The sequence below is a fragment of the Ralstonia flatus genome (assembly GCF_958439105.1).
GTDB classification, from domain to species: Bacteria; Pseudomonadota; Gammaproteobacteria; order Burkholderiales; family Burkholderiaceae; genus Ralstonia; species Ralstonia flatus.
In genome coordinates, this window is record NZ_CAUDLI010000004.1 from 444,907 (window position 1) to 468,749 (window position 23,843).

General features: G+C 64.3%; 22 protein-coding genes. 4 read left to right on the forward strand and 18 right to left on the reverse strand.

The features are described 5' to 3' along the window. Positions 1 to 45 precede the first annotated feature (45 nt). Entirely contained in the window at positions 46 to 996 is a 951-nt protein-coding gene (locus R2676_RS12200; RefSeq protein ID WP_206274881.1) for a LysR family transcriptional regulator, read from the forward strand. 55 nt (positions 997 to 1,051) lie between these two features. Here R2676_RS12200 and R2676_RS12205 read toward each other — a convergent pair whose 3' ends face one another. Further along, positions 1,052 to 1,657 carry a cysteine dioxygenase family protein gene (locus R2676_RS12205; RefSeq protein ID WP_206274798.1) on the reverse strand — a complete coding sequence of 202 codons (606 nt, stop codon included), beginning with the start codon at positions 1,655 to 1,657 and terminating at the stop codon, positions 1,052 to 1,054. A 154-nt stretch (positions 1,658 to 1,811) separates the two neighbouring features. Here R2676_RS12205 and metC point away from each other — a divergent pair, with 154 nt between their 5' ends. Continuing rightward, the gene (metC, locus tag R2676_RS12210) at positions 1,812 to 3,056 is read left to right on the forward strand and encodes a cystathionine beta-lyase (protein WP_206274799.1); all 1,245 of its coding nucleotides are present in this window, start codon (positions 1,812 to 1,814) and stop codon (positions 3,054 to 3,056) included. Positions 3,057 to 3,086: 30 nt separating this feature from the next. Here metC and R2676_RS12215 read toward each other — a convergent pair whose 3' ends face one another. From R2676_RS12215 to R2676_RS12290, 16 genes are all read right to left on the reverse strand, one after another. Continuing rightward, positions 3,087 to 3,944 (reverse strand): amino acid ABC transporter ATP-binding protein, encoded by an 858-nt coding sequence (locus R2676_RS12215; RefSeq protein WP_206274800.1) that lies wholly within the window; start codon positions 3,942 to 3,944, stop codon positions 3,087 to 3,089. Further along, positions 3,931 to 4,614: an amino acid ABC transporter permease gene (locus tag R2676_RS12220; RefSeq protein WP_027680055.1), complete on the reverse strand. Its 684-nt coding sequence runs from the start codon at positions 4,612 to 4,614 to the stop codon at positions 3,931 to 3,933. The genes R2676_RS12215 and R2676_RS12220 overlap by 14 nt, the downstream gene beginning before the upstream one ends. Beyond that, positions 4,607 to 5,389: an amino acid ABC transporter permease gene (locus tag R2676_RS12225; RefSeq protein ID WP_206274801.1), complete on the reverse strand. Its 783-nt coding sequence runs from the start codon at positions 5,387 to 5,389 to the stop codon at positions 4,607 to 4,609. The genes R2676_RS12220 and R2676_RS12225 overlap by 8 nt, the downstream gene beginning before the upstream one ends. Before the next feature lie 14 nt (positions 5,390 to 5,403). Further along, positions 5,404 to 6,252, reverse strand: coding sequence for a transporter substrate-binding domain-containing protein (locus tag R2676_RS12230; RefSeq protein ID WP_316857144.1), 849 nt, complete (start codon positions 6,250 to 6,252; stop codon positions 5,404 to 5,406). 89 nt (positions 6,253 to 6,341) lie between these two features. Next, on the reverse strand, positions 6,342 to 7,469 hold the full coding sequence (locus R2676_RS12235) for an acyltransferase family protein (RefSeq protein ID WP_206274803.1): 1,128 nt from the start codon (positions 7,467 to 7,469) through the stop codon (positions 6,342 to 6,344). A 49-nt stretch (positions 7,470 to 7,518) separates the two neighbouring features. After that, complete coding sequence (locus tag R2676_RS12240) at positions 7,519 to 8,697, reverse strand: sigma-54 interaction domain-containing protein (RefSeq protein WP_206274804.1); 1,179 nt, start codon at positions 8,695 to 8,697, stop codon at positions 7,519 to 7,521. Between the two features lie 23 nt (positions 8,698 to 8,720). Beyond that, positions 8,721 to 9,923 (reverse strand): acyl-CoA dehydrogenase family protein, encoded by a 1,203-nt coding sequence (locus R2676_RS12245; protein ID WP_206274805.1) that lies wholly within the window; start codon positions 9,921 to 9,923, stop codon positions 8,721 to 8,723. 30 nt (positions 9,924 to 9,953) lie between these two features. After that, positions 9,954 to 10,730, reverse strand: a complete 777-nt coding sequence (locus tag R2676_RS12250; RefSeq protein ID WP_206274806.1) for an ABC transporter ATP-binding protein — start codon at positions 10,728 to 10,730, stop codon at positions 9,954 to 9,956. Positions 10,731 to 10,741: 11 nt separating this feature from the next. Next, a complete protein-coding gene (locus R2676_RS12255; protein WP_206274807.1) occupies positions 10,742 to 11,998 on the reverse strand; it encodes an acyl-CoA dehydrogenase family protein in 1,257 nt (418 codons plus the stop codon). A gap of 45 nt (positions 11,999 to 12,043) precedes the next feature. After that, entirely contained in the window at positions 12,044 to 13,375 is a 1,332-nt protein-coding gene (locus tag R2676_RS12260) for an ABC transporter substrate-binding protein (RefSeq protein ID WP_206274808.1), read from the reverse strand. Between the two features lie 58 nt (positions 13,376 to 13,433). Continuing rightward, positions 13,434 to 14,513 (reverse strand): branched-chain amino acid ABC transporter permease, encoded by a 1,080-nt coding sequence (locus R2676_RS12265; protein WP_206274809.1) that lies wholly within the window; start codon positions 14,511 to 14,513, stop codon positions 13,434 to 13,436. Between the two features lie 3 nt (positions 14,514 to 14,516). Next, positions 14,517 to 15,398 (reverse strand): branched-chain amino acid ABC transporter permease, encoded by an 882-nt coding sequence (locus R2676_RS12270; protein ID WP_206274882.1) that lies wholly within the window; start codon positions 15,396 to 15,398, stop codon positions 14,517 to 14,519. Between the two features lie 14 nt (positions 15,399 to 15,412). Then, complete coding sequence (locus tag R2676_RS12275; protein ID WP_206274810.1) at positions 15,413 to 16,327, reverse strand: ABC transporter ATP-binding protein; 915 nt, start codon at positions 16,325 to 16,327, stop codon at positions 15,413 to 15,415. A 93-nt stretch (positions 16,328 to 16,420) separates the two neighbouring features. Continuing rightward, positions 16,421 to 17,572 (reverse strand): dimethylsulfone monooxygenase SfnG, encoded by a 1,152-nt coding sequence (gene sfnG / locus R2676_RS12280; RefSeq protein WP_206274811.1) that lies wholly within the window; start codon positions 17,570 to 17,572, stop codon positions 16,421 to 16,423. 49 nt (positions 17,573 to 17,621) lie between these two features. After that, the gene (msuE, locus tag R2676_RS12285; protein WP_027680067.1) at positions 17,622 to 18,203 is read right to left on the reverse strand and encodes an FMN reductase; all 582 of its coding nucleotides are present in this window, start codon (positions 18,201 to 18,203) and stop codon (positions 17,622 to 17,624) included. 395 nt (positions 18,204 to 18,598) lie between these two features. Next, on the reverse strand, positions 18,599 to 18,985 hold the full coding sequence (locus tag R2676_RS12290; protein ID WP_206274812.1) for a winged helix-turn-helix transcriptional regulator: 387 nt from the start codon (positions 18,983 to 18,985) through the stop codon (positions 18,599 to 18,601). Between the two features lie 157 nt (positions 18,986 to 19,142). Between R2676_RS12290 and R2676_RS12295 the strand changes: the two genes are divergently transcribed. Then, complete coding sequence (locus tag R2676_RS12295; protein ID WP_206274813.1) at positions 19,143 to 20,150, forward strand: zinc-dependent alcohol dehydrogenase family protein; 1,008 nt, start codon at positions 19,143 to 19,145, stop codon at positions 20,148 to 20,150. Between the two features lie 59 nt (positions 20,151 to 20,209). On the opposite strand, the gene R2676_RS12300 is transcribed toward R2676_RS12295, so the two are convergent. Next, entirely contained in the window at positions 20,210 to 20,863 is a 654-nt protein-coding gene (locus R2676_RS12300; protein WP_206274814.1) for a GntR family transcriptional regulator, read from the reverse strand. Positions 20,864 to 21,356: 493 nt separating this feature from the next. Between R2676_RS12300 and R2676_RS12305 the strand changes: the two genes are divergently transcribed. Then, positions 21,357 to 23,660 carry a LamG-like jellyroll fold domain-containing protein gene (locus R2676_RS12305; protein WP_316857142.1) on the forward strand — a complete coding sequence of 768 codons (2,304 nt, stop codon included), beginning with the start codon at positions 21,357 to 21,359 and terminating at the stop codon, positions 23,658 to 23,660. The last annotated feature ends 183 nt before the right edge of the window (positions 23,661 to 23,843 follow it).

Sequence of the window (23,843 nt, forward strand, 5' to 3'; positions counted from 1 at the left end):
GCGGATACTATGAAGTTTGGACGAACTTTGTAGCTTTTGCCGACAATGCAGAACTTCACGCTTCATGAGCTGCAGTGCTTCGACGCGGTGGCCACCGGTGGCAGTTTCCAGGCAGCGGCCGAGCGGTTGCATCGCTCGCATCCGTCTGTGTTTGCGGCGGTCGCCAAGCTGGAAGGACAGTTGGGTCTAAACCTGCTGGATCGCAGCGGTTATCGCGTGCGCTTGACGGAAGCGGGGCGATCGTTCCACCGCAAGGTGCAGTCGTTGCTGCGTGAGAGCGAGGAGCTGCGGACCCACGCAAAACAGCTTGCGATGGGCGAGGAGGCCGAGTTGCGCGTGGTGCTGGGTGACCTGTGTCCGCTGCAGCCCGTGCTGGCACTGCTGAGTCAATTTTTCGGCCAGCGTCCGCAAACGCGGCTGCAATTGCAGTTCGAAGCCGTCACCGGGCCATGGGAGCGCTTGCTGGAAGACGATGCGGACCTGATCGTGCACCGCGTGCCGAAAGGCGACGTGCGCATGGAGTGGATCGACTTGGGCAAGATCGCTATGGTGCCGGTGGTGGCGCCCGGGTTTTTGCCGTTCGCCATCACGTCGGCGATCACGCCTCAGGAGATGCAGCGCTTCATGCAGTGCGTCATCAACGATTCCGCGCGGAACCCGCCCGAGCAATCCCATTACGTCATCGACGGTGCGCCGCAGTGCGCTGTGCCGGACCAATTGATGAAGAAAGAGTTGATCGTCCACGGCATGGCATGGGGGCATCTGCCGCGTTTCCTGATCGAGACGGAGCTGCGCGAGGGGACGTTGCTGTCGATTGCGGCGCGCCATTTTCCCGGCATGTTGCAGGAGCTGGTGGTCGCGCGCAGGCGCGATCAGCCGCATGGGCCGGTCGCCAACCGGCTGTGGGATTTTCTGGGGCACCATGCGCCGGTGCTGAAGCCTGCGTTGGGCCGCATGCCGCGTCAGCCGGGCGCGGCGGCTCGGCAACGCGCGTGATTTGCCCGCACGTCGGCGCTTGGTAAGACACTCCGCTAAAGCTTGACGCGACCGATCATGCGGCTTGCTTGGTCGCGCTCATGTAGTTGCGGTTGTAGTTGAGCACCCGGCCCGTGGCCAGGTCATAGCCGACGCGCCCCGTCAGCGTTTCGAGCGCTCGGCCATACAGGTGGAAATGGCGGGTGGGTGTGTTGCCCAGCACGTGGATGCTGTGGATGTCGTCGTCGAGGAACGTGATGGGCGTGCCGGGCTGTACCACGACTTCGCGCGACAGGGCCAGTGTTGCGCGCTCGGGGTCGCGGCCGTCGTCGGTGCGTGTGTAGATGCGGTTCAACTCTTCGCCTTCGAGCGCCACGATGACGGCCCACGTGGTGTGGTTGTGCGGCGGCGTGGTCTTGCCCGGGTTGATGGAGTTCAGGTACAGCGCAAAGGTCTGGTCGGGCTCCACGTGCAGCAGGTAACGGCTGGAGGCATCGGCATCGCCCGCAGCGGGCGGTGGGAAAGCATCGAGCGGGAACAGCGCTTCCTGTGCGGCAAGTTCATGCAGGCGATCGGCAATGCGCGCAAGCGATGCCTGCGTAATGCCATCTTGCGCGGCAATGGCGCGGATGGCGACGAGGGTCTGGCGGACGGCGTGGTCGCGTTGCTGGGCAAGGCTCATGGCAGCTCAAAGCGGATCGGTGAGGCACTCAGTGTAGGGCGTCGGCACCGCACGACCAACGCAGCATCCTGCATATGGTTAGACGCATCGGTTCGTTCTCGGGCGCGGGCTAGCGTGCCTAACATGGGCGCCTTCAGAAACGCGCGAGGCCTGCATGACACGCTCTTCCATCGACGCCCATTCCAACGCGCCGGATGCCTCGAATTCTCTTGCAACACGCCTCATCCACGCAGGCAGCCCGCCGTTTGTGGAGGGCACTGCGCCGGTCAACGTGCCGGTGGAGCGCACCAGCACCGTCCGCCATGCCAGCACTGCCACGCAGCATGACGTCCACGCGCGCCGCAAGGCCGGTGAGAACATCGCCAGCTACGGCCGCCACGGTTCACAAACGCATCGCGCGCTGGAAGATGCGCTGCTGGCCCTTGAAGGCGGCGTGCGCGCGTTCCTTGTGCCGTCTGGCTTGTCGGCGATTTCGCTGACGTTCCTGGCGCTGTTGTCACCCGGCGACCACGTGCTCGTGACAGACAGCGTGTATGCGCCCGTGCGCCGGCTCGACACCGGTCTGCTGCAACGCCTGGGCATTGAACTGACCTATGTGGACCCGCGCGACGGGCAGCTCGAAGCGGCCATCCGGCCGCACACGCGGCTCATCTATACGGAATCGCCGGGGTCGCTGCTCTATGAAATCTATGACTTGCGGGCCATCGCGCGAATAGCACAACGGCACGGCATCGCGCTGGCCACAGACAACACCTGGGCGTCTGGCATTCTCTTCCGGCCGCTCGATGCAGGTGCGGACATTTCAATCCTGGCCGCCACGAAGTACGTGGCCGGGCATTCCGATGTGATGCTGGGTGCCGTCATTGCCCGCACCGATGCCGTGGCCGCGCGTATTGCCGCCGCACATGATGTGCTCGGCCTCACGATCGGCGCCGATGATGCTTATCTGGCGCTGCGCGGCGTGCGCACGTTGCCGGTGCGCATGGCCCAGCACCAGCGCAATGCCACGCGCGTGGCGCAGTGGCTGCAGGGGCAGCCGGGTGTGGGGCGGGTGTTTTATCCCGCGTTGCCGGGTGACCCGGGTTACGCGCTGTGGCAGCGGGATTTCTCGGGCGCCAACGGGCTGGTTTCATTCGTGCTGGAAGGCGCGGATCAGTACGCCGCAGAACGGGTCGCCGATGCCTTGCGGTTGTTTGCGATTGGCGCGTCGTGGGGCGGGTACGAAAGCCTCGTCACCGTGGTTGCGCCCGAAAGGCTGACGGACCATGCCCAGTGGGACCAAGCCGGTGCCGTGCTGCGCCTGCATGTCGGTCTGGAAGATGCCGATGACCTGATTGCCGATCTGGAGCAGGCGCTGCAGCATGCGCCCGTGGCCGCGCTGCACGCGATTGGCGGCTGAAGGTCAGAGGTCACAGTCAAAGGTCGAAGGTCAGACGGCAAACGTCGCGCTGGTGAAGGCAGCGTGCCATGGTGCATGCACGGTCGGCCGCGCACCTGCATGACCCGATAGCGCGCGCGATAGGAATGCACGCGTGCGGTCGCTCGTCGGGGAGGAGAAAACCTGTTCTGCCGAGCCGCGTTCCACCACGACACCGTGTTCGGTGAATACCACCTCGTCGCTGATCGCCCGCGCGAAAGCCATTTCGTGCGTGACCAGCACGCAGGTCAGGCCATCGTCGACCAATTCCCCGATGACGTTGAGCACTTCGCCCACCGTTTCCGGATCGAGCGCGGACGTCACTTCATCGAACAGGATCAGTTCCGGTTTCATGGCCAGCGCACGCGCAATGGCCACGCGCTGTTGCTGCCCGCCGGACAGCTGCCCCGGGTATGCGCGCGCCTTGTCTGCCAGGCCCACTTTCTTAAGCAGCGCATGCGCGGTGGCTTCAGCCTCCGACCGCGCTTTGCCGAGCACGCGCACGGGGGCGGCGACGAGGTTGTCGAGCACGCTCAGGTGCGGAAACAGGTTGTATTGCTGGAACACAAAGCCGATGCGCTTGCGCAGGGCAATGGTGTCTTCTTCGGTGTTGAGCTGGTCGACGCGGATGCCGTCCACGGTGATGCTGCCGCGCTGCGGCCGAAGCAAGCCGCTGATGCAGCGCAGGAGCGTCGACTTGCCCGAGCCCGACGGCCCGATGATCGACACGGCCTGGCCACGCTGCACGTCGAGGTCGATGCCCGACAGCACGGGCGTGATGCCGAAACTCAAATGCACGTCGCGGAGTGAGACAAGCGGTGGGGCAACCGGCGTAGATGCATCGAGAGGAAGAAGATCAGGCAGCGACATGCGCGCGCTCCATGCGCCGGGTCAGGCGCGAAATCGGGTAGCAGTAAACGAAGAACAGGGCGAGCACGGTGAAGTAGGTCAGCACCGTAAACGGCGTGCGATTGACCGTGTTGCTGGCGATCTGGGCGGTGTCGAGCAGATCGTGCACGCCCACCAGCGACGCCAGTGCCGTGCCCATGGTGATGACGGCGTACAGGTTCATCCACGAAGGCAGCATGCGCCGCACGCACTGCGGCAGCACGATGCGCCAGAGGATGTCGCGCCGTGTAAACGCCAGCGACGCTGCGGCTTCCCACTGCGTATGCGGGATCGACTGCACCGCGCCACGGAAGATTTCCGCCACGTGTGCACTTGCCGGCAATGCCAGCGCGAACGTCACCTTGAGCCAATCCGGAAACGGGATCACATGGCCGCGCACGACAATTTCGAAGGGCACCGCGTACGCAATGCCGTAGACCAGTACAAGCCACGGTGCATTGCGAAACGCAACGACATAGCCACCAGCGAGCTGCCTTAGCCCGCGCACAGACGACAAATGCAGTGCGCCGATCGCCAGCCCGACCAAGGTGCCGAGCCCGACGGCCAGCAAACTGATGCCGACGTTGATGCCCAGCCCTCGCAGCAAAGCTGGCGACCAATGCAAAAGCGTGGCGAGAAGGGTGTCAGGCATGCGCGGCGCTCCCCAATGCGGTGTGGCCAGCGGCGCCGTAACCGGGCATTCGCAGCCGGCGTTCGATCCATACGCCCAGCGCATGCACGGCATAGGTCACCACGCCGTAGAACAGCAGCAACAGCACCATGCATTCGAGCACGTTGTCGCGCTGTGTCCAGATCATCAGCGCGCTATACGTGAGGTCGCCCACGGCAATGGCCGATGCCAGCGACGATGCTTTTACCAGCTCGACGGTGTTGTTCATCAGCGAGGGCCATGCCGCACGAAGTGCGAGCGGCAGTTGCACGCGCCACAGGCGCTCGCGTGCACTGAAGCCGAGAGAAGTTGCGGCTTCCAGCATGGCGGGCGGCACGGCTTCAATGCCGGCACGCAGGGCTTCCGCATGAAACGCCGCCTTGTGTAGCGAGAGCAACGTCACCGCCCAGAAGAACGGCGTGAGCGGATTGGTCAACTGCCACTGCGCCAGCGTTTGCGTGATCAGCGTGTTGACGACGAGAAACGCGCAGCACAACTGCACGAGCGTGGGCGTGTTGCGCGTCAGTTCGATAAAGCCCTGCGCCAGCCATCTCACGCGCTTATGCGGCGACACCAGCAGCCGCGCGAGCCCAACACCAAAGACCAGGCTCAGCACCACGGTGCTCAGCATCACCAGCAGCGAAACCTTCGCGCCTTGCAGCAGCGCATTACGCTCGTACGCCTCCGCCAGAAAGCCGTAGTCGAGGCCGGTGTGGCGGACCAGCGCAATCGCCCGCGCGAGCAGATCGTCAGTCAACTGCAGCCTCTCGATCAGCCTCGCGTGGCCTTCAGCTTGTCATGCCATTCGACCAGCGCGGGCGAAGGCGGCAGGATGCCGTTCTTCTTCTCCGTTTCGATCAGCCAGCCGGTGCGGTGCCAGCCCTGGACGATGCGGTCGAGGGCGGCCACGGTGTCGTTCTCGCCCTTGCGCGCCCAGATGACTGTGGGCGAAGGGATGAGGTCCGGGCCGACGATGCGGTAGTCCTTCCATTCGGGGTTGCTGCGGGGCAGCGGCTGCAGCAGCGTGGCATCGTGCACGGCGGCAGCGCAGTTGTTGCCGCGCAGGGCCAGCAAGGACTCGGCCGGGCTCTTGAACCCCTTGGGTGTGGCGCCAATGTCGGCTGCCAGCGGCTTGGCATAGCTGCTGCCTTGCGACAGGCAAACGTCCTTGCCTTTCAGGTCGCTCCACTGGTGCACCGCGCTGTCTTTCGGGACCAACGCCACGCCGCCCACGCGGTAGTACGGCGTCGGCACGTGGGCGAGCAGGTCTGCGCGCTCGGGGTTCAGCTCCATCGCCGCAACCAAGACGTCAACACGCCCCTGCTGCAGAAATTGCACGCGGTTGGAAGGTTGCACCTGCACCGTCTCCACTTCCACGCCAAGCCCGCGCCCGAGTGCCTGTGCGAGGTCGATGTTGAAGCCCGTACCGCGCTGCGTGACGGGATCGATGGAGCCGAATGGCCCGCCCGACAGCACCACGCCCACGACAAGCTTCTTGCGCTGCTGGATCTTGTCGAGCGTGGCATCAGCATGTGCCGCTGTTGCACTGAACGCGGCGGCCGCTGCCAACGCGACGGAAGCGAAGACGGATCGGCGGAACGAGGAAGAAGGGGCGGACATGGCACGCGACAGATTGTTTCTGAAGCAGCCATTGTCCGAGACGCCCGTCGTGCAACGAACGAATAAAAACCGGAAACGTTATGCGTCGCTCATGGCTTTTGCGGCCCGAGGCGGGTCCGCAAGGCCCGCCGGCGGTTGCGCATCCAGTCGACGGCGCGCCGGCCGAGGGCGATGGATGGCAGTTCGACATAGCGATGCAGCAGCAAGGCCAGCGCCAGCGTGAGCGCGAGGTTGAAGGCAAACAGCATCAACTGCGTGCCGAGCCACTCCGGCGCGAGCCTACCCACCACGCGGTGCGTGGCTTCAATCACGCTCGGGTGCACGAGGTACAGCGCATACGACAACTCGCCCAGCCAGACGGCGACGCGCGGCACGCGAAGCTCGCCGCAGTGCTCCATGGCCACCATGCCGATCAACAACGCGCCGGCGGGCAGGCCCCGCGCGAGCAGATCGAATTTCGGAACCGGGCCGACGACCGACATCACGAACGTTGCCACGCCAATCGCCATCAGGACACGCGCAACGGCCGGTGTCAGGCGATGCCGATGTGCCGCATACAGCCATGCCAGCCCGGCGCCCAACAGGAACTCCAGCACCAGCGGGTTGGCTGCCATGGCCTGCAATGGCGTGGCCCAGTCGTACAACGCTTCCGGGTTGCGCTGCACGACGCCGTTGTGCCAGAACGGCACGATGATCGTTGTCGTGAACAGCGCCAACGCCACCAGCCCAAGCGCGCGCCGTCCGAACAGCGCTAGCCCCATCGCGCACAACGCGTAGAAAAACACTTCGTAGTTGAGCGACCAGCCGACGTACAGCGCCGGATAGCCGAAGTACGGCGCATCCACATTGGCCTGCGGCACAAACGCCAGCGAAGTGAGCAATACGCCCGACGAGACGGGATTGAGCCACGTCGAATGCAGCACCGACATCAACCAGTAGGGCGGCGCCAGGCGGAACGCCCGCTTGACGAGAAATTCGTCGGCCGGTTCGGGCCCCTTGGGGCCGAGGATCGCCACCCACGCAATGATGAAGCCGCTGATGACGAAGAACACGTCCACACCGACATGCCCGCGCTTGATCACATGCGACGTCAGCCACGCAAGCGCAGGGACGTCGGCATGGGCCAGGGCAAGTCCGGAATGGAAGACCACGACATACAGCGCAGCGAAGCCCCGCAGCGCCTGGATGCTGAGTAGAGAAGACGAAGAACGGTTCACGCGGGATGGCTATCGATAACGCAGAGAGCAACCCACGCTGGCAAGCAAGCTACGTGCCCATCACGTCTTCGTGTGCCGGTGTTGCGGGCGTTGAGGCAAAAGGTGATGTGCGCGGCGCGCCAACCTCGCCCAGGCGAATCAGCCGGGCCCGCACCACGTTGCGGCTGACCCCGAGCACGCGCGCGGCGTCGCTTTGGCTGTAGTGGCAGTACCGGAATACCTCCCGGAACAGCGCGTCTTCCACCACCTGATAGACATTCCCGACGCTGTCGTTGCAGAGGTGCTGGATCGCCTGGCATAGCAGGGCAGCTTCGTCTGCACTGGACGGGTCCGGCGGTTGCGCGGTCGGCGGGGCGGTGGAGGCGATTGGCGGCTCGGTCTCGGGCCGGGCCTGCGCCACCGCCTGCGCCGGGGAACTGGCAGGGCGGCTGGACAGCCGCAGGTCCGACGCGTCGATGGTGTTTCCATCGCAGAGCAGGAGCGTCCGATGAATGACGTTTTCAAGCTCCCGCACGTTGCCGTGCCACGGGCTCTGCGTCAGCAGGCGTTCGGCCTCCGGTGTGAGTGTGGCGCGCGCGTGGCCCAGTCGCTTGCTGTAGGTGTTGATGAAGTAGCGTGCCAGCGGAACGATGTCGCCCGGACGCTCCTTCAGCGTGAGGACGTTGAGATTGACGACGTTCAGCCGGTAGTAGAGATCCTTGCGAAAGCGCTTCTCCTGGACCAGCGTTTCCAGGTCGACGGTCGTGGCCGCGACGATCCGGAGATCGACCGGAATGGGCGTGCGCCCGCCCAGGCGTACGATTTCACGCTCCTGCAGCACACGCAGCAGCTTGTTCTGCACAGGCAAGGGCAGGTCGTTGACCTCGTCGAGGAAGATCGTCCCACCGTTCGCCTGCTCGAACCACCCCACCTGCGTGCCGAATGCGCCGGCGAACGCGCCGTTTTCGTGGCCGAAGAGTTCTGCATCGACCAGGGTGTCGGAGAACGCACCGCAGCTCACCACCACGAAAGAACCACCCTGCCGCGCGCTGCGGTTGTGCAGGTAGCGGGCAATCAGCTCTTTGCCCGTGCCGGTTTCGCCAGAGATCAGCACCGCCGCGTCGCTGGGCGCGACCTGTTCGACTTCATCGAGCAGGGCGCGGGAGCGCGGGTCCTCGAAGATCCATTCTGGCGTGCTGGCCGCCGGCTCCTGGCCAGGCGGCGGAGGCCATACAGGGAACGTCGCCATGATTTTCCATTCAGCGCGTGGGATCAGGAATAGAAAGAAGGTTCGGGCAGCGTGCCGTTCAGCGCCCAGTCGCCCAACTCGTGCAGCTTGTAGTCGACAGGGTCGTGCAGCGTCTGCGTGCGCAGATTGCGCCAGAAGCGGTCCAGCGCGAGCGCGCCGTGGGTGGCGCGTGCGCCGGTGGTCTCGAACATTCGGCTGGTCAGATCGAGACCGACCCGCGTGGCTGCAACCTTGGCGGTGGCGATGGCAACACCAACGTGGCCGCGCGCGCGTGACGTCAACGTGGGGCCTTGCACCCACGCTTCGTCAAACCGTGTGGCCGCTTGCCGCGCCAGCAGGCGCACGCTCTCCAGGCCGACAAAGAACTCACCGTAGTGGGCCAGCGTGTACGGGTCTTCGCTCGCCCGCTTTGCTGCGGACCGATGCCACGGTCGCGCCTCGTGCAGCGTGTAGTGCCGGGCCTGCTCGAACGCACCTTCTGCCAGACCCAGGAACAGGTGCACGAACACCAGCTGCGCCAGCAACGGGCGCAACGACGAAAAAGGCGTGGTGAGCGGCCCCGGATCGCGGAGCAGTTCGTTTTCTTCCACACGGACCTTCTCGAACAGCGCGCTGCCGCTGTCGGTCTGGCGCTGCCCGAAGGCGTTCCAGTCGTGGTTGAGCGTGATGCCGGCGCGTGCAGTCGGCACCGCTGCAACCAGCAGCTTGCGACTGTGTTCATCGATGCCCGAGGCAATCAGCATTTGCGAATCCAAGGCGCCCGAGCAGAAGCTCTTCTTGCCGGAGAACTCGTACCAGCCGTCGAACCGGCGCACGATGGTGCGATCGTCCAGCGGGTTCAGCGCGTTGCCCCAGAACCAGTGCTTGCGCGCGGTCTGCTCGTACCACGGCTCCCACTGGTCTGGCCGCGCAAACAGGCGCACGGTCGCCAAAAGCAGATGGTGGAAGCCGTAAACGTGGGCGATGGAGCTATCCACCTGTGCCAACTCGCGCACGGTGTCCAACGTCTCGGCCCAACTGGCGCCGTGCCCGCCATAGCGCTTCGGAATCGCCAGGGAGAGCAGGCCGCTGCGCCGCAACGCGTCGCGTTCGGCCAAGGGCGTGCCGCCCGCGGCATCGCGTTCCACCGCCGTCCGGGCGAACTCGGCAGCCAGTGTCTTGGCGGATGGCGGCGCCGGCACTGCAAGGGTTTCGGTGTCAGGAAAGATTGCCGTTTCTGTTGTCATGAACAATCGGGAAAGACGAATGGACGCCGCTCACGCCAAGGCTGGTGCTTGGTGCGCAACATCGCGGCCGAAATAGAAATGCTGGATGTCCTCACGCTCGCGCAACGCCTCAGCCGTGTCATTGAGCACGGTGACGCCTGCCTCCAGCACCGTGGCGCGATCGGCGTATTGCAGGGCCACCGTGGAGTTCTGTTCGGCCACCAGGATCGACAGCCCGTCTTCACGATTGAGCTGCCGCAGCCTCGCAAAGATGTCCTGCACGACCAGGGGCGCGAGGCCCATCGATGGCTCGTCCAGCACCAGCAGGCGCGGGCGTGACATCAGCGCGCGCCCAATGGCGGCCATCTGCTGCTCACCGCCCGACGTGAGGCCGGCGGCAACCCGGCGCCGTGCTTTCAGGCGCGGGAAGATCGCGTACACGCGTTCCAGGTCGGCGGCCGTCTCCGCGCGCGAAGCGCTGCGCCCGAGCGCACCGGTAACGAGGTTCGCTTCGACGGACAGGTTCGGAAAGCAGCGCCGGCCCTCCAGCACCTGAACGAGCCCCAGGCGCACCAGCTGCGCTGGCGTGGTGCGAGCGACGTCATGCCCGTAGAAACGGATGGTGCCCGCAGTGACCTGTCCGCGTTCGGGCACCAGCAGGTTCGAGATCGCCTTGAGCGTGCTCGACTTGCCCGCACCGTTTGCGCCCAGCAGTGCGTGCACCTCACCGCGTTGCACGGTGAGGTTCACGTTGTGCAGGGCGACGATGGCATTCTGGTACGTCGCTTCGACACCGTTGACGTGCAGCAGCACAGCAGGATCGCGCATCGTCATCACGCTCAGGCCGCTTTGGCGATGGGCGGTGTCGCCGTGGTACCCGGCCCCGCACCGATCTGCCAGACATACGGCGGTTCGGTGCCGTTGATGTGCCAGTCGCCGATGATGCGCGCCTTGTAGATCAGCGGATTGTGCGAGGCCACCGTGCGCGCGTTGCGCCAGTGGCGGTCCAGCGCCTTGCCCGAGGCCGTGGCGGATGCGCTGAGCGCATTGAAGAACTGCGTGGACGCACGCAACACGAGATCGGAAATCGCCACCTGCCCTTGCGCGGATTCGAGTTCGGCGTCGATGTTGGCCTGTCGCTCCTGCGCAGCGTCGCCGGCCCAGCGGGCGTCATAGGCACGTTGCGCGGCGAAGGTGGCGCGAATGGCCGTGGCCTCCGCCGCGTAGGCCAGTGCCGACACCTCGCCAACCACCTGCTGCACCTGCACGTCTTGCGCCACCGCCGGGGCGTTGCCGGTGCTGAAGATGCGTTTGCGCTCGCGCACCTGCTGCGCAACCTCGCGCGTGATGGCGCGCGCAATGCCAGCCAGCGTGGCCAGGTGGAACAGCTGGTAGAACGCGGTCTGATACTTGAAGCGGCTGCTGAACGGGAAGATGTTTTCGTCTTCCACGGCGGCGTTCTCATACACCGAGGTGCCGCTGCCGGTGGTGCGCTGGCCGAAGCCGTTCCAGTCGTCGTGGTGCGTCACGCCGGGCTGGTGCGAGCTGACGGCGGCGATCACGTCGGTGCCGTCTTCCAGGCGTGCATACAGGTCGACCCAATCGGCAAAGATGCTTCCGGTGCTGTAGTACTTGCGCCCGTTGGCAACCCAGCGGCCGTCCCGTTTGGAGATGCGCGTGATGACATCGCCAATGGCCACGTCGCCGACTTCCGTCCACGCGTTGCCGACCAGATCGCCGGCCACGAAGCGCCGCAGCCAGACTTCGTTGCCGGCATCGCGCGGTGCGTTCAGGCGATCTTCCACGAAGGCGAAATGCCCGCGCAGCGCCTGCACGATGTTGGAGTCGGCGTCGGCCAGCTCAATCAGCAGCTGGAACAGTTGGGGCAGGGTGGCGCCGTCGCCGCCATATTCCACCGGCACGCGCACCGCGCCGAAGCCCGCCTGCTTGAGCCGCTGGATGGCGTCGACGCCGAGCTGGCGGTTGTGCTCGCGCTGCAAGGCGGTATCGCGGATGCGCTGGAAGACGGGGCGGTACTTCTGCGCAAGGGTTTCGTAGGGAGCGCCGAACAGGGTCTCGGCGTGCGGCTGCGTCATGGCGAACCTCCAGGTGGGTCGGGCAGGGTGGAGAGACAGCGGAATTCAATCGTTGATGCTCGTGCGCACCTTGATGTTTTTCTCTTTGGCGTACGCCAGCGACGATTTCTCGATGATGGGCCGCAGCAGTTTCCAGTCCGGTGCGATCCAGTCGGAGATCACGTTCCATTTCGTGCCATCCCACTGCTGGAAGGCGACGCGGCCGTCCCCTTCATGGTTGTCCCACGTGACGTTGATGGAGTGGAACAGGCCCTTGGCGCCCAGCGCGGCGGCGCGGGCTTCGTCAATCTTCAGGTTCTCCAGGCCCCAGCGGACTTCGTCGCCCGTCAGCGTGCGCTTGCCGAACTTGGCCTGCGCGATGCGGATGGCTTCCACGTTCAGGATGCCGTTGAGCACGCCCAGATTGTGGTACACGCTGCCGATGCGCTTCTTGTCTTGCAGGTTGCCCTTGCCGTGGTCGTACAGCGTCTTGGTGATTTGCTGAACCACGGGGTATTGCGAACCCGCAGCCACCGTCGTGATGGCGACGTAGCCCTTGGCGGCATCGCCGGCCGGGATCACGTCTTCTTCGGAGTTGGACCACACGTTGCCGATGATGTGGTCGGCCGGAAAGCCGGTCTTCTGTGCCGTCTTGAGCGCCACCGGGTTCATCACGCCCCAGCCGCGCAGCACGACGTAATCGGGTTTGGCGCGGCGGATGGCCAGCCATTGCGACTGCTGCTCATTGCCCGGGTGCGGCACTTCGATCTGCTGCACCGTGAAGCCGTATTTCTTCGCCAGCAGTTCATAGATGGGGATCGTCTCTTTGCCGTACGGCGAGCCGTGATACAGCACGACGATCTTCTTGCCCTTGAGCTTGTCGACGCCGCCTTCCTTGGTGCCGATGTAGTTGACGATGCCCGAGGTCTCGCTGTACGGGTTGAGCAGCAGCGGGAAGATGTACTTGAACACGCGGCCGTCGGTCGTGTCGGTGCGGCCGTGGTTGATGGTGAGCAGCGGCACCTTGTCGGCCGTCACCCGGTCGAGCAGCGCATACGCAATGCCGACCGACAGCGGGTTCCATGTGGCGATGCCGGGGTGCGTCTTCAGGCGTTCATACACCTCCACGCCGCGTTCCACTTCGTACTGCGTTTCGCCTTCTTCCCAGGTGAGCTTGACGCCGCCCACGCCGCCGTCTCGCGTGTTGACAAGGTTCAGGTAATCGATGAAGCCGCCAAAGAACCCCGTGCCGCCGGCTGCATATGGGCCGACGCGGTAGCTTTGCAGCGGAAAGAACTGCTCATCCGCATGGGCGGCTTGTACGCCCAGACCGGTCAGGCCAGAAAGGGCCAACGTGCCGGTCAGCAACGCCATCTTGATGGTGCGGGGGAGGGACATGGTGCAGATGCTCCTGGTATCGATGCGACGTAGGTTGAGTGGAAGACAGAGGACGGAATCAGCGCCGGGAAGCGGGGCGCACGACATTGCTTATCCGGCGCAGCACCCGCTGCCACAGGGCGGCAAGGCCCTGCGGCTCGGCAATCAGAAAGGCCACGATGAGCGCACCGATCACGATGCGCTGGCTGAGGTCCAGCACGCCGGAGTCGAACCGGCTGCCGAACACGAAAGCCCCAAAGCGGGACAGCAGCAGCGGAAACACCACCACCAGCGCCGCGCCCAGGAACGCGCCCCGGATGGTCGCCAGGCCGCCGATGATGACGATGAACAGGATCTGGAACGATCGATCGAGATTGAAGCCCGCCGGCTCCACCGTGCGCAGATAGACGAAGCCCCACAGCACACCCGCCACGCCAATGACGAACGATGAGATGGCAAAGGCGAGCAGCTTGGTCCGCAGTACGGGCACGCCGGTGACGCGTGCCGCCATTTCGTTGTCACGCACGGCAATGAAATGGTGGCCAGTGGGCGTTTGCACGAGTCGCCAGACCAGCGCCGTGAGGATCGCCACCACCGTGAGCGCGAACACGTAGCGCAGCGCTGGCGTGTCGAACGCGAAGCCCGCCACCACGATGGGCGGCGCGTCGATCACGCCCGATGCGTTGTTGTTGCTGAACCAGCCGTACTTGGTCAGTGCCCACTGCACGAAGAATTGCGCGGCGAGGGTCGATACGGCCAGGTAGAAGCCGCGCAGGCGCAGACTGGGCAACCCGAAGGCGACGCCGATGGCGGTGGCGGCTAGCCCGGCCAGCACGATGCTGACAGGCAGCGGCAGACCGTCAACGCGCAGGTTGAAGTTGTACGCGGCGAATGCGCCCACTGCCATGAAGGCGGCCGAGCCCACCGACAATTGCCCCGCGTAGCCGGTCAACAGGTTCAGGCCCACCGCCGCAAGCGATAGCGCGAGGAACGGAATGAGGATGGCATCCAGCCAATAGTCCGATGCCACCAGCGGCACGACGAAGTAGGCCAGCAGCAGCGTCACCGCGGGCGTTGCCCATGCGGGCCAGGACAGGTGCTTCCGCGCAGTGGCGGGGCGCGTGGTGTGCCCGGATGGGGCGTCCAATGCAGTCGACATGGCTCAGGCTCTCTCGACAGGGCGCAGGCCGAACAGCCCGCCCGGTTTGACCAGCAGGAAGGCCAGCGCGGCCACATAGGCGATCCAGCCCTCGATGCCGCCGCCGACAAATGGCCCCAGGTACACCTCGGCGAGCTTCTCCAGCGCGCCGATGATCAAGCCACCGACCACCGCGCCCAGGATCGAATCGAAGCCACCCAGCACCAGCACCGGCAGCGCCTTGAGCACCACCAGCGACAGCGAGAACTGCACGCCCAGGCGAGCGCCCCACAGCAGCCCCGCCACGAGGGCGATCACGCCGGCTGTGGCCCAGACCGTTGCCCAGATGCGCGGCAGCCGCAAGCCCACGGCAATGGCGGCGAATGTGTCGTCCGCCACGGCACGAAATGCCAGGCCCACGCGTGTGTAGCGGAAGAACACCGACAGCGCCGTCACCATGACGCCTGCAGTGGCGGCCGCAAACAAGTCAAAGCTGGAGACGAGGATGCCGCCGATCTGCAGCGGCGCATCGGAAATGCCAAGGTTCAACTCGTGTACCTGCGTGCCCCACACCAGCTGCGCCACGCCCTCTATCACGTACGACAAGCCGAGCGTCGCCATGAACAGCGTGATGGGCGGCTGGTTGACCAGCGGCCGAAGTACCGCGCGCTCGATCCCGAGCCCCAGCAGCACCATCAACGTGAAGGTGAGCAGCAACGCGAGCGGGAACGGCACGCCGCGCTCGAGCAGGCTGACAAATGTGAGCGCGGCAAACAGCAGCTGTGCGCCCTGCGCGAAATTGAGCACGCCGGAGGTCTTGTAGATCAGTACAAAGCCGATCGCCACCAGCGAATACATCACGCCGGACAGCAGGCCGCCCACCAGCACCTCGGCAAAGAACGCCAGGTCGAAGTCGGCCATCATTGGGCCTCCGCCGCGCTTGGCGCGTCGTGTGCGACGCCGAGGTAAGCATCGATGACGGCCGGGTCGTCGCGCACGGCTTGCGGCGTGCCGTCGGCGATCTTGCGGCCGTAGTCGAGCACTGCCACGCGATCGGACAGGCCCAGCACGATGCCGATGTCGTGTTCGATCAGCACGATGGTGGTGCCCCACTGGTCGCGCGCCGCGCGGATCAGGTCGGCCATCTGGACCTTCTCCGTCACCGTCATGCCGGCGAGCGGCTCATCGAGCAGCAATAGGCGGGGCCGCGCGACCAGCGCACGCGCCAGTTCAACGCGCTTTTGCAGCCCATAGGAAAGCGTGCCCGCGAGCTGGTCCTGCACGTCGCCCAGGCCGACAAAGTGGATCACCTGTTCCGCACGCTCGCGCGCATCGGCCAGCTCGCGGCGCGCGCGGCCCAGCCCGAGCAACTGCTCGACGAAGACGGAGCGGGTGTGCTGTACGCGGCCGAGCGCAATGTTGTCGCGCACGCTCAGGCCCTTGAACAACGCCAGGTTCTGGAACGTGCGGGCAATGCCAAGACCGGCCAATCGTGCCGGCGACACCTTGCGCATGGCGCGGCCATTGAGCCAGATGCCGCCGCGGTCCGGTTGGTACAGGCCGCTGATGATGTTGACCAGCGAGCTTTTGCCCGCACCGTTGGGGCCGATGATGGCGCGGATCTCCCCCGGCGCCACAGTGAGGTCGATGCCCTTGAGCGCCTGAATGCCGCCGAACGACAGGTCGATGTCGGCCAGCCGCAACGCGGGTGCCGCGGCCGGTACGGCATGGGTGTCAACGCTGCGCGCAGGCGATGGCGCATCGGCGTTACGCGTGTCGGCGTAGCGTGCGAGCGGCGGTGGCGGGGCAGCAAGTTCAGCGGACGTGTGAGACATGACGGTCTCCGCAAAGCGACAGGCAACAGAACTCCCCCGCGCCCACTCCACTGAGCGGGCGCGTGCGGGAAACGCGGGTATCAGGTCAGGCGGTCAGGCGGCGGACGTGGCGGCCTCGGCCTCGCGCGTGTCGGCGCTTGTGTCGGCACTTGTGGCAGCAGCGCGTTGCGCTTCCAGCTCGCGCACCAGCGGCAGCACCTTGCGACCGAAGTACTCCACTTCTTCGATGAAGTGCAGGAAGCCCGCCAGGATCAGGTCAACGCCGATCGACTTCAGGTGCACGATGCGCTCCGCAATCTGCTGCGGCGTGCCGATCAGGTTGGTGCGGAAACCGTCGTTGTATTGAACGAGATCCTCAAACGTGGATTTCGCCCAGTTGCCTTCGCCTTCGGGCGATGCCTTGCCGGCTTGCTTCACCGCATCGCCAAAGGCATGCACGGCTTCCACGTGCGCATGCTTGATGATGTCGTCCAACACCGCCTTGGCTTCTTCTTCGGTATCGCGCGCGATGATGAAGGCGTTCACCCCGATGCGGACCTTGTGGCCGTTCTCGCGGGCCTTTGCCTGGATATCGTCGATCTGCGCCTTGATGCCTTCGGGCGTATTGCCGTTGGTGAAGTACCAGTCCGATACGCTGGCTGCGTTGTCGCGTGCGGCGCGCGAGCTGCCGCCCTGGAAGATCTCCGGGTGCGGCTTCTGCAGCGGCTTGGGGCTCAGCGTGTAGTCGTTGATGCGGTAGAAGTCACCCTTGAAGGTGAACTTGTCCTGCGTCCAGATGCCCTTGAGCACGCGGATGAACTCGTTGGAGCGGCGATAGCGCTCATCGTGTTCCAGCCAAGGCTCTCCGAGTGCCTGGAACTCGCCCTTGAACCAGCCGCTGACGACGTTGATGGCGATGCGGCCGTTGGAGATGTGGTCGATCGTGGCCAACTGCTTGGCCACCACCGCCGGATGCCAGGGGCCCGGCAGGATGGCGGCCAACACCTTCAGCTTGGTGGTGGCGTGCAGGATGGCCTGGCTGAACGACACCGATTCGTGCTGATGCTCGGCGCCGTAGCCGGCGGTAAAACGGATCTGGCTGAGCGCGTAGTCAAAGCCGGCTTTCTCAGCCGTCTGCGCCAACTTCTGGTTGTATTCGAGGCTCCAGTCGGTGCGCTGCGGGATGGTGCTGACGACCAGGCCGCCGCTGACGTTCGGCACCCAGTAGGCAAACTTGATAGTGGCGCTGGAAGAAGATTGGCTCATCGCGATGGTCCTTTGCTCAGTGCGGGATGGGAACGAACGAAGCGGCGCTTCAGGCGGCTTGCGCCACCGGGGCGGTGCGAAGGTCTGCGGCCGGCGCCGTGCTCAGCAGCGGCAACGCACGCGTGACGGCCAGGGCGATCCGGTCACGCAGTGCCTGACTGGTGATGTCGTAGCCGCTGAAATCCTGCTCCGATGCATACACGCCCAGCGGCAATGTGCGCGCCTGGAAGAAGCTGAAAAGCGGCCGCAGCTGATGGTCGATCACCAGCGCGTGACGGTCGCTGCCGCCCGTGGCTGCCAGCAGGACAGGCACGTCGATGAGCGCTTCGTGGTGGACCAGATCAAAAAGATGCTTGAACAGACCCGTGTATGAGCCGCGATACACGGGGCTCGCGACCACGAGCACATCGGCCGATTCAATGGCGGCAAGTTCCGCCTGCACCCGGCCCGGCAGCTGGTCTCGATACGACGTGCCACCAATGGCTGGAGCCAGCTCTTCGAGCGTGATCAGGTGGACATCGATGGGAAGAACCTCGGCGAGGGCGGCCAGCAGTTGCTCGACCAATACGAGTGTCCGCGAGGGGCGCTGCACGCTGCCCGAGACGGCCACGACCTTGAACTTGCGACTCATTGTGAGTACCTCTGCGCTTGTGCGATCGACGGAACGATGTGAATGCATGAGCGCGGCCGGCCTTGAGCCATGTCCTGCGCTTGCAAATCATTCTGCGTCGCACCATGCGCAGCGGCATACGTAGAAATCGGAGCATCTATATTTCAATGCTCGCGTTTCACGCTAAGTCTCTGAGCTGTAAAGAGAATTGAATTCAGTCTTCGGCGTTGGCGCGGTGTTGCCAATCCGCAATCGCGCAATGTCATATCGAAAGACGCATTCCGGATGTGTGCAAGCGCGCAATCTGCTGGAGACTTGCTTCCAAAGCATCACCATCAACGTGCCGGGTTCGACGACGGGCGAGGGCTTGAGTTGTGCGAGCGAGTGGGGCTTTTTTGAGAGCCCCACGTGTGACTTCAAGTCGCCATGGCCTCGCCACGCGCGCATTCCGGCACTTCGGCCGGCTCGCGAGACATCTCGCTCGCGCGATACGACTCGCCCCATGCGCGCAGGCTGATCAGCACCGGCGCGAGCGATTCGCCCAGCGGGGTCAGCGCATATTCGACTTTGGGAGGCACCTGCGGATACACGTGCCGCGCGATGACGCCGTCCGCTTCGAGTTCGCGCAATTGCAGCGTCAGCATGCGCTGCGTGGCATTCGGAATGAGGCGCGTCAGCTCCATGAAGCGCTTCTTCCCGGACAGCAGGTGGAACAGGATCACGGGCTTCCAGACCCCGCCGATCACGGAAAGCGTGACTTCGACGGCGCAGCCGCTTTTGCCGTCCAGACGTTTCAGACGCATGGTTTTATACCTACAAAATTGATAGTACCTGTGAAAATTGTACGTTCTTGCGACGCAGGAGGTACGCCGTGACAATGCCTGCAATGCGGTATCGCCGCAAGTTTTTCGGCGCTGCCCTTTCGCAACCTTTCCCCTTTCCATTAAGGACGTCGTGCTCATGAAAGCCATTACCCTGCGCCAGCCCGCTGGCCTCGACAAACTTCAGCTCGTTGATCTGCCCGACCCCGGCCAGCCGGGCGCCGGAGAAATCCGCGTGCGTGTGCATGCCAGCTCGCTGAACTTCCACGATCTGGGCGTGGTGACCGGCCGCATGCCCAGCGCCGACGGCCGCATCCCGATGTCCGACGGCGCCGGCGTGGTGGAGGCGATCGGCGAAGGCGTGGACGAGTTTGCCGTGGGCGATTCGGTTGTCTCGACGTTCTTCCCGACCTGGCTGGATGGCGGCCCGACCCTCGCCGATTTTGCGACCGTGCCCGGCGACGGTGTTGACGGCTACGCACGCGAATACGTCGTTCGCCCGGCGCATTGGTTTACGCACGCACCGCGCGGCTACAGCCACGCCGAAGCCGCAACGCTGACGACGGCGGGGCTCACCGCATGGCGCGCGCTGGTGGTCGATGCGGGCTTGAAGGCGGGCGATACCGTGCTGGTGCTCGGGACGGGCGGCGTGTCGATCTTTGCGCTGCAATTTGCCAAGAGCATGGGCGCCACTGTGATCGCAACCTCGTCTTCCGACGAGAAACTCGCGCGTGCGCAGGCGCTCGGTGCCGATTTCACGATCAACTACCGGCGCGATACCGACTGGGCGGCCAAGGTGCTCGAGTACACGAACGGCCGGGGCGTCGACAACGTGATCGAAGTCGGTGGGCCCGACACGCTGAGTCAGTCCATCCAGGCATGCCGCACCGGCGGCCATATCGCTCTGATCGGCGTGCTGACCGGTATTGCCGGCCCGGTGCCGACGGTCGAGCTGATGCGACGCCACCAGACCCTGCAGGGTTTGATTGTCGGCAGCCGGAGCCACCAGCGCGACATGGTGCGCGCTATCGACGCAACCGGCATCAAGCCGGTGATCGATCAGACGTTCGCGCTGGAAGACATTGCCGATGCGTTTGCGCATCAGGCGGCGGGCAAGCACTTCGGCAAGCTCTGCCTGTCGATTTGAATGGCGCGGGGCGACGCCGCCCCGCCTCTGCCGCCCATGCGCCGGCGTGATGGCTGCCCTTATCCCGTGAAATAGTCGGGCCGCTGCCGGCGCGTGATTTCCAGCACCGGCAGCACGTGATCCAGATGTTCACGCATGGCGCGCACGGCGCTTTTCGGGTTGTTGGACGCCAGCGCGTCGATCACCGCCCGGTGCTCGGCCAGCACCTCGGTCATGCGGCCCTCCAAGGGCAGGGTCAGCAGCCGGTAGCGATCGATCTGCGTTTTGACTTCCAGGATGATCTGCCAGACGCCGGGGTAGCCCGACAACTCGGCGAGCGTGGCGTGAAAGGCTTCGTCGGTGCGGAAGAAGCCGCGCCGGTTGCCCTCGCGCACGCATTGCGCCTGCCGTTCCAGCACGACATTGAGCTTGTGGATGCCTTCGGGCGTCATGCGTTCGGCGGCCTTCTCGATGATGGCGACTTCCAGCGCGCTGCGCACCAGCATGGCCTCTTCGAGCGTATTGAGCGGAATGCGCGACACGAATGTCCCGACGCGCGCCTGGACGTCGATCAGCCCTTCCTCGGCCAATCGCTGGACCGCCTCGTGCACGGGCGTGCGGCTGGTCCCGAATTCTTCCGCAAGATCCTTTTCGACGATGCGCGTTCCGGGCAGCAACTCCATCTCGACAATCCGCTCGCGCAGGCTCAGATACACGCGTCGGGCGGCGGTCATGGTGGCTTCGTCCTCAGGTGAGGCACGAAAGGGGCGCGAAGTCATGCAGCGAGCAACGGGTTGAGCGGCGTGGAAGGGATCGCAACGGTGCGGCCTGAGCGTGTCGATGCGACCGGAGACCCGGGGCCGCGCGGGCACCATGATAGCGGCAAACTCCGCACGCTTGAATTGCGATTCAATCCAATCAGGATCGAATACTCAAGGTTTAAAGAAATGCCACTGTCACACAGCATTCCTACCATGCGAATGCCAATCGATTTCACCGATTCATTTTATGAATCGCAGGCAATCAATACAGCATCGAACGCATTCGCTAGCTGAGTTTTTTTGAGAATTGTTCGTCTCGGATGCTTGGCGCGGTTGATCTGTGTCGATGAGAATTGCCGCTTTTCAGGCATGACGTTCATTTCCCTTCGCGCGTTGGACCAGCCCTGCGAATTGCGACGGCAATCGCTTTGCCTTCTGGGTAGCCCAAAACGTAACGGAGAGAACCATGTCAATGAAAAGTCGGGCCGATCAACAGCCGGTGACGCTGGACGATCTGGCGGCTGTTCCTGAATTGAAGCGCCGGCAGTTGCTGCGCATGATGCTGGCTTCGACCGCGGTCGGCCTGTCGGGCACGCTGGGCGGGTGCGGTGGTGGCGATGCGTCGGACGCGTCGACGGGTTCCACCTCAACGGGTACGGGCACGTCCCCCGGCGCGGGCAATCCGGGCACCGGTACGCCTGCGCCAAAAATGGTGTCGTCATTTACGCTGGCGGCCTTGCCGGATACGCAGTTCTATCCGCGCTATGCATCGGCAAAAATGGGCGAGTTGTATCAGAAGAATTATCCGACCATCAATCCGCAATTCGATAATCCATTCAAATCGCAAACGCAATGGATTGCCCAGAATGCAAAAGCGCTGAAACTGGCCTTTACCACCCATCTTGGCGATATTGTCGATCAGTCCTGGTATTACACCTCTGAGGGTTCGGCACCGTGGAGCGCGAGTACCGATCTGCTGAGCAACAGCCAGCTCAGCAACGGCACCGTGACCAAAGAGTGGGAGCTGGCGAGCCAGGCAATGCAGGTGCTGGAAAAGGCCAACTGCAACTATTCGATTTGCGCGGGCAACCACGATATCGGCGCGATCGGCTCGTCGATGCAATGGGGGCCGGACTGGGGCGTGGGCGTTTCCGGTTTCGACAACACCGACGGATACCAGGACGGCGGCAGCCACCGGCAAGGTCTTCTGGAGCCGTATCTGAAAGTGTTCCCGACCGCGCGTGCCCAACAGCAGTCAACCTTCGGCGGCTGCCACGGTTCGGGCTTTCACGAGTACCACGTCTTCCAGGCGGAGGGAAACCAGTTTCTGGTGTTGTCGATGTCGTGGCGCGCTTCGGACGATGCGATTGCCTGGGCCAACTCGGTCATCGCAAAGAACCCCGGCATTCCGGTCATCCTGATTTGCCACCAGCTCGCGGGCATTGGTTCCGATGGGGTGACGGCAACCGATACGGCCTATTCGAGCTACCTGTGGGACAAGCTGATCAAGAATAACGACCAGATTTTCATGGCCGTGTCGGGTCACTATCACGGCGCGTGCAAGATGACGAAAAAGAACGCCGCCGGCAACGACGTCATCTTCATGGTCGTCGATTATCAAATGGCCTATATGGGCGGCAACGGCCTGATGCGCCTGTTCGAATTCGATCTGACGAACAACAGGATCGTCGCCAGTTCGTTCTCGCCGTGGGTGCCGGTCAAGCCGGAAGCGAGCCTGACCCCGTTCGATTCGGCGTGGCTGACGGCGGATAACCAGAATTTCTCGATCGACATCGATTTTGCCAAGCGCTTTGCCGGCTTCAATCCCGGCTTCAAGACCGCGGCGGGCTCGGTGTCGGGCAGCCTGACCGACGTCGCGAAGGGCCTGATCCTGGCGAACTATCACAACCCGCCGCAGGTTGCGGGCAAGCCGGCGTCGGGCCCGAACGACTACCCCGTGGTGCCCAACACGCTGGCGCACTGGCGGTTCTACAACACGGCGGCGGCGGAGGGCCAGGCACTGTCCCCGTATCAGCCGGGCTTCCAGATCAAGGATGCCTCCGTGCCGGGCGATACGACGGCGGGCGCGAATCCCATTTCGCTCAACACGTGGATGGGCGGGCAACCCGGCGACCTGGTCTGGTCGAAGGATCATCATCCGCTGTCGTCGGCCCCGGGCAGCCTGCAGTTCAAGAACGCCAACCAGACGAGGTCTTCGTACTTCACGACCGACACCACTTCGCCGCTGAATGTGCAAACGTTTGCCAATGGCTACACGATCGAGTCGTTCCTGAAGATCGATTCGGCCTGGACCGCGCAGAACAATGCGTGGATGGGCATCCTGTATCGACTCGGTGCGCGCAGCGCGGCCACCGGCGTGTCGTGGCCGGGCGATGTCGACCAGGGCGACACGATGGCGATGTTCGCGTTTTCCAACTTGATGGAGTTCCAGTGGGAGGTCATCCCGACCGACAACACCCAGAACCTGGCGTGCTGGTCAGGCGGTGTCTCGGCAGGGCAGTGGCTGCACGTTGCCATCGTCAACGACGGAAAGGGCAGCACGACGATGTACGTGGAAGGCGCGCCCATCCTGCGCAACAACAGCGGGATGGACGGCATCCGCTACGTGGCGAGCAACCAGCAGATGGCAATCGGCTGCGCGCAATACGGCGGCAGCATGGGCAACGGCTTCTTCGGCAGCCTTGGCGAGATGCGGATTGTCGGCGCGCCGCTGCCGCCCAGCCAGTGGCTGACGGCACGCGCTTCCTAAGGTAAGGGCGCTCCCGCCGTTGCAATGCGGCGGGAGCGCGGCCGGAACGCGTCGATGTGGCAGGTCTGCAGCCGGCCTGGGCATCGAAATGGCGACTCAATTCCGACTCATGCGTCCTCAAAAAGCGCGTATTACGCTTCATTTCATTGACGATGTTGGCGGCACAGCGTTTCATGTCAGCAA

Excerpts from the sequence above, each read along its gene's own strand:
- R2676_RS12260 (WP_206274808.1), bottom strand. The coding sequence starts at position 13,375 with ATGTCCCTCCCCCGCACCATCAAGATGGCGTTGCTGACCGGCACGTTG.
- R2676_RS12230 (WP_316857144.1), bottom strand. The coding sequence starts at position 6,252 with ATGTCCGCCCCTTCTTCCTCGTTCCGCCGATCCGTCTTCGCTTCCGTC.
- R2676_RS12250 (WP_206274806.1), bottom strand. The coding sequence starts at position 10,730 with ATGCGCGATCCTGCTGTGCTGCTGCACGTCAACGGTGTCGAAGCGACG.
- sfnG (WP_206274811.1), bottom strand. The coding sequence starts at position 17,572 with ATGAGCCAATCTTCTTCCAGCGCCACTATCAAGTTTGCCTACTGGGTG.
- R2676_RS12220 (WP_027680055.1), bottom strand. The coding sequence starts at position 4,614 with ATGCCTGACACCCTTCTCGCCACGCTTTTGCATTGGTCGCCAGCTTTG.
- metC (WP_206274799.1), top strand. The coding sequence starts at position 1,812 with ATGACACGCTCTTCCATCGACGCCCATTCCAACGCGCCGGATGCCTCG.
- R2676_RS12245 (WP_206274805.1), bottom strand. The coding sequence starts at position 9,923 with ATGACAACAGAAACGGCAATCTTTCCTGACACCGAAACCCTTGCAGTG.
- R2676_RS12200 (WP_206274881.1), top strand. The coding sequence starts at position 46 with ATGCAGAACTTCACGCTTCATGAGCTGCAGTGCTTCGACGCGGTGGCC.
- R2676_RS12255 (WP_206274807.1), bottom strand. The coding sequence starts at position 11,998 with ATGACGCAGCCGCACGCCGAGACCCTGTTCGGCGCTCCCTACGAAACC.
- R2676_RS12205 (WP_206274798.1), bottom strand. The coding sequence starts at position 1,657 with ATGAGCCTTGCCCAGCAACGCGACCACGCCGTCCGCCAGACCCTCGTC.
- msuE (WP_027680067.1), bottom strand. The coding sequence starts at position 18,203 with ATGAGTCGCAAGTTCAAGGTCGTGGCCGTCTCGGGCAGCGTGCAGCGC.
- R2676_RS12275 (WP_206274810.1), bottom strand. The coding sequence starts at position 16,327 with ATGTCTCACACGTCCGCTGAACTTGCTGCCCCGCCACCGCCGCTCGCA.
- R2676_RS12215 (WP_206274800.1), bottom strand. The coding sequence starts at position 3,944 with ATGTCGCTGCCTGATCTTCTTCCTCTCGATGCATCTACGCCGGTTGCC.
- R2676_RS12305 (WP_316857142.1), top strand. The coding sequence starts at position 21,357 with ATGTCAATGAAAAGTCGGGCCGATCAACAGCCGGTGACGCTGGACGAT.
- R2676_RS12265 (WP_206274809.1), bottom strand. The coding sequence starts at position 14,513 with ATGTCGACTGCATTGGACGCCCCATCCGGGCACACCACGCGCCCCGCC.
- R2676_RS12295 (WP_206274813.1), top strand. The coding sequence starts at position 19,143 with ATGAAAGCCATTACCCTGCGCCAGCCCGCTGGCCTCGACAAACTTCAG.
- R2676_RS12240 (WP_206274804.1), bottom strand. The coding sequence starts at position 8,697 with ATGGCGACGTTCCCTGTATGGCCTCCGCCGCCTGGCCAGGAGCCGGCG.
- R2676_RS12300 (WP_206274814.1), bottom strand. The coding sequence starts at position 20,863 with ATGACCGCCGCCCGACGCGTGTATCTGAGCCTGCGCGAGCGGATTGTC.
- R2676_RS12290 (WP_206274812.1), bottom strand. The coding sequence starts at position 18,985 with ATGCGTCTGAAACGTCTGGACGGCAAAAGCGGCTGCGCCGTCGAAGTC.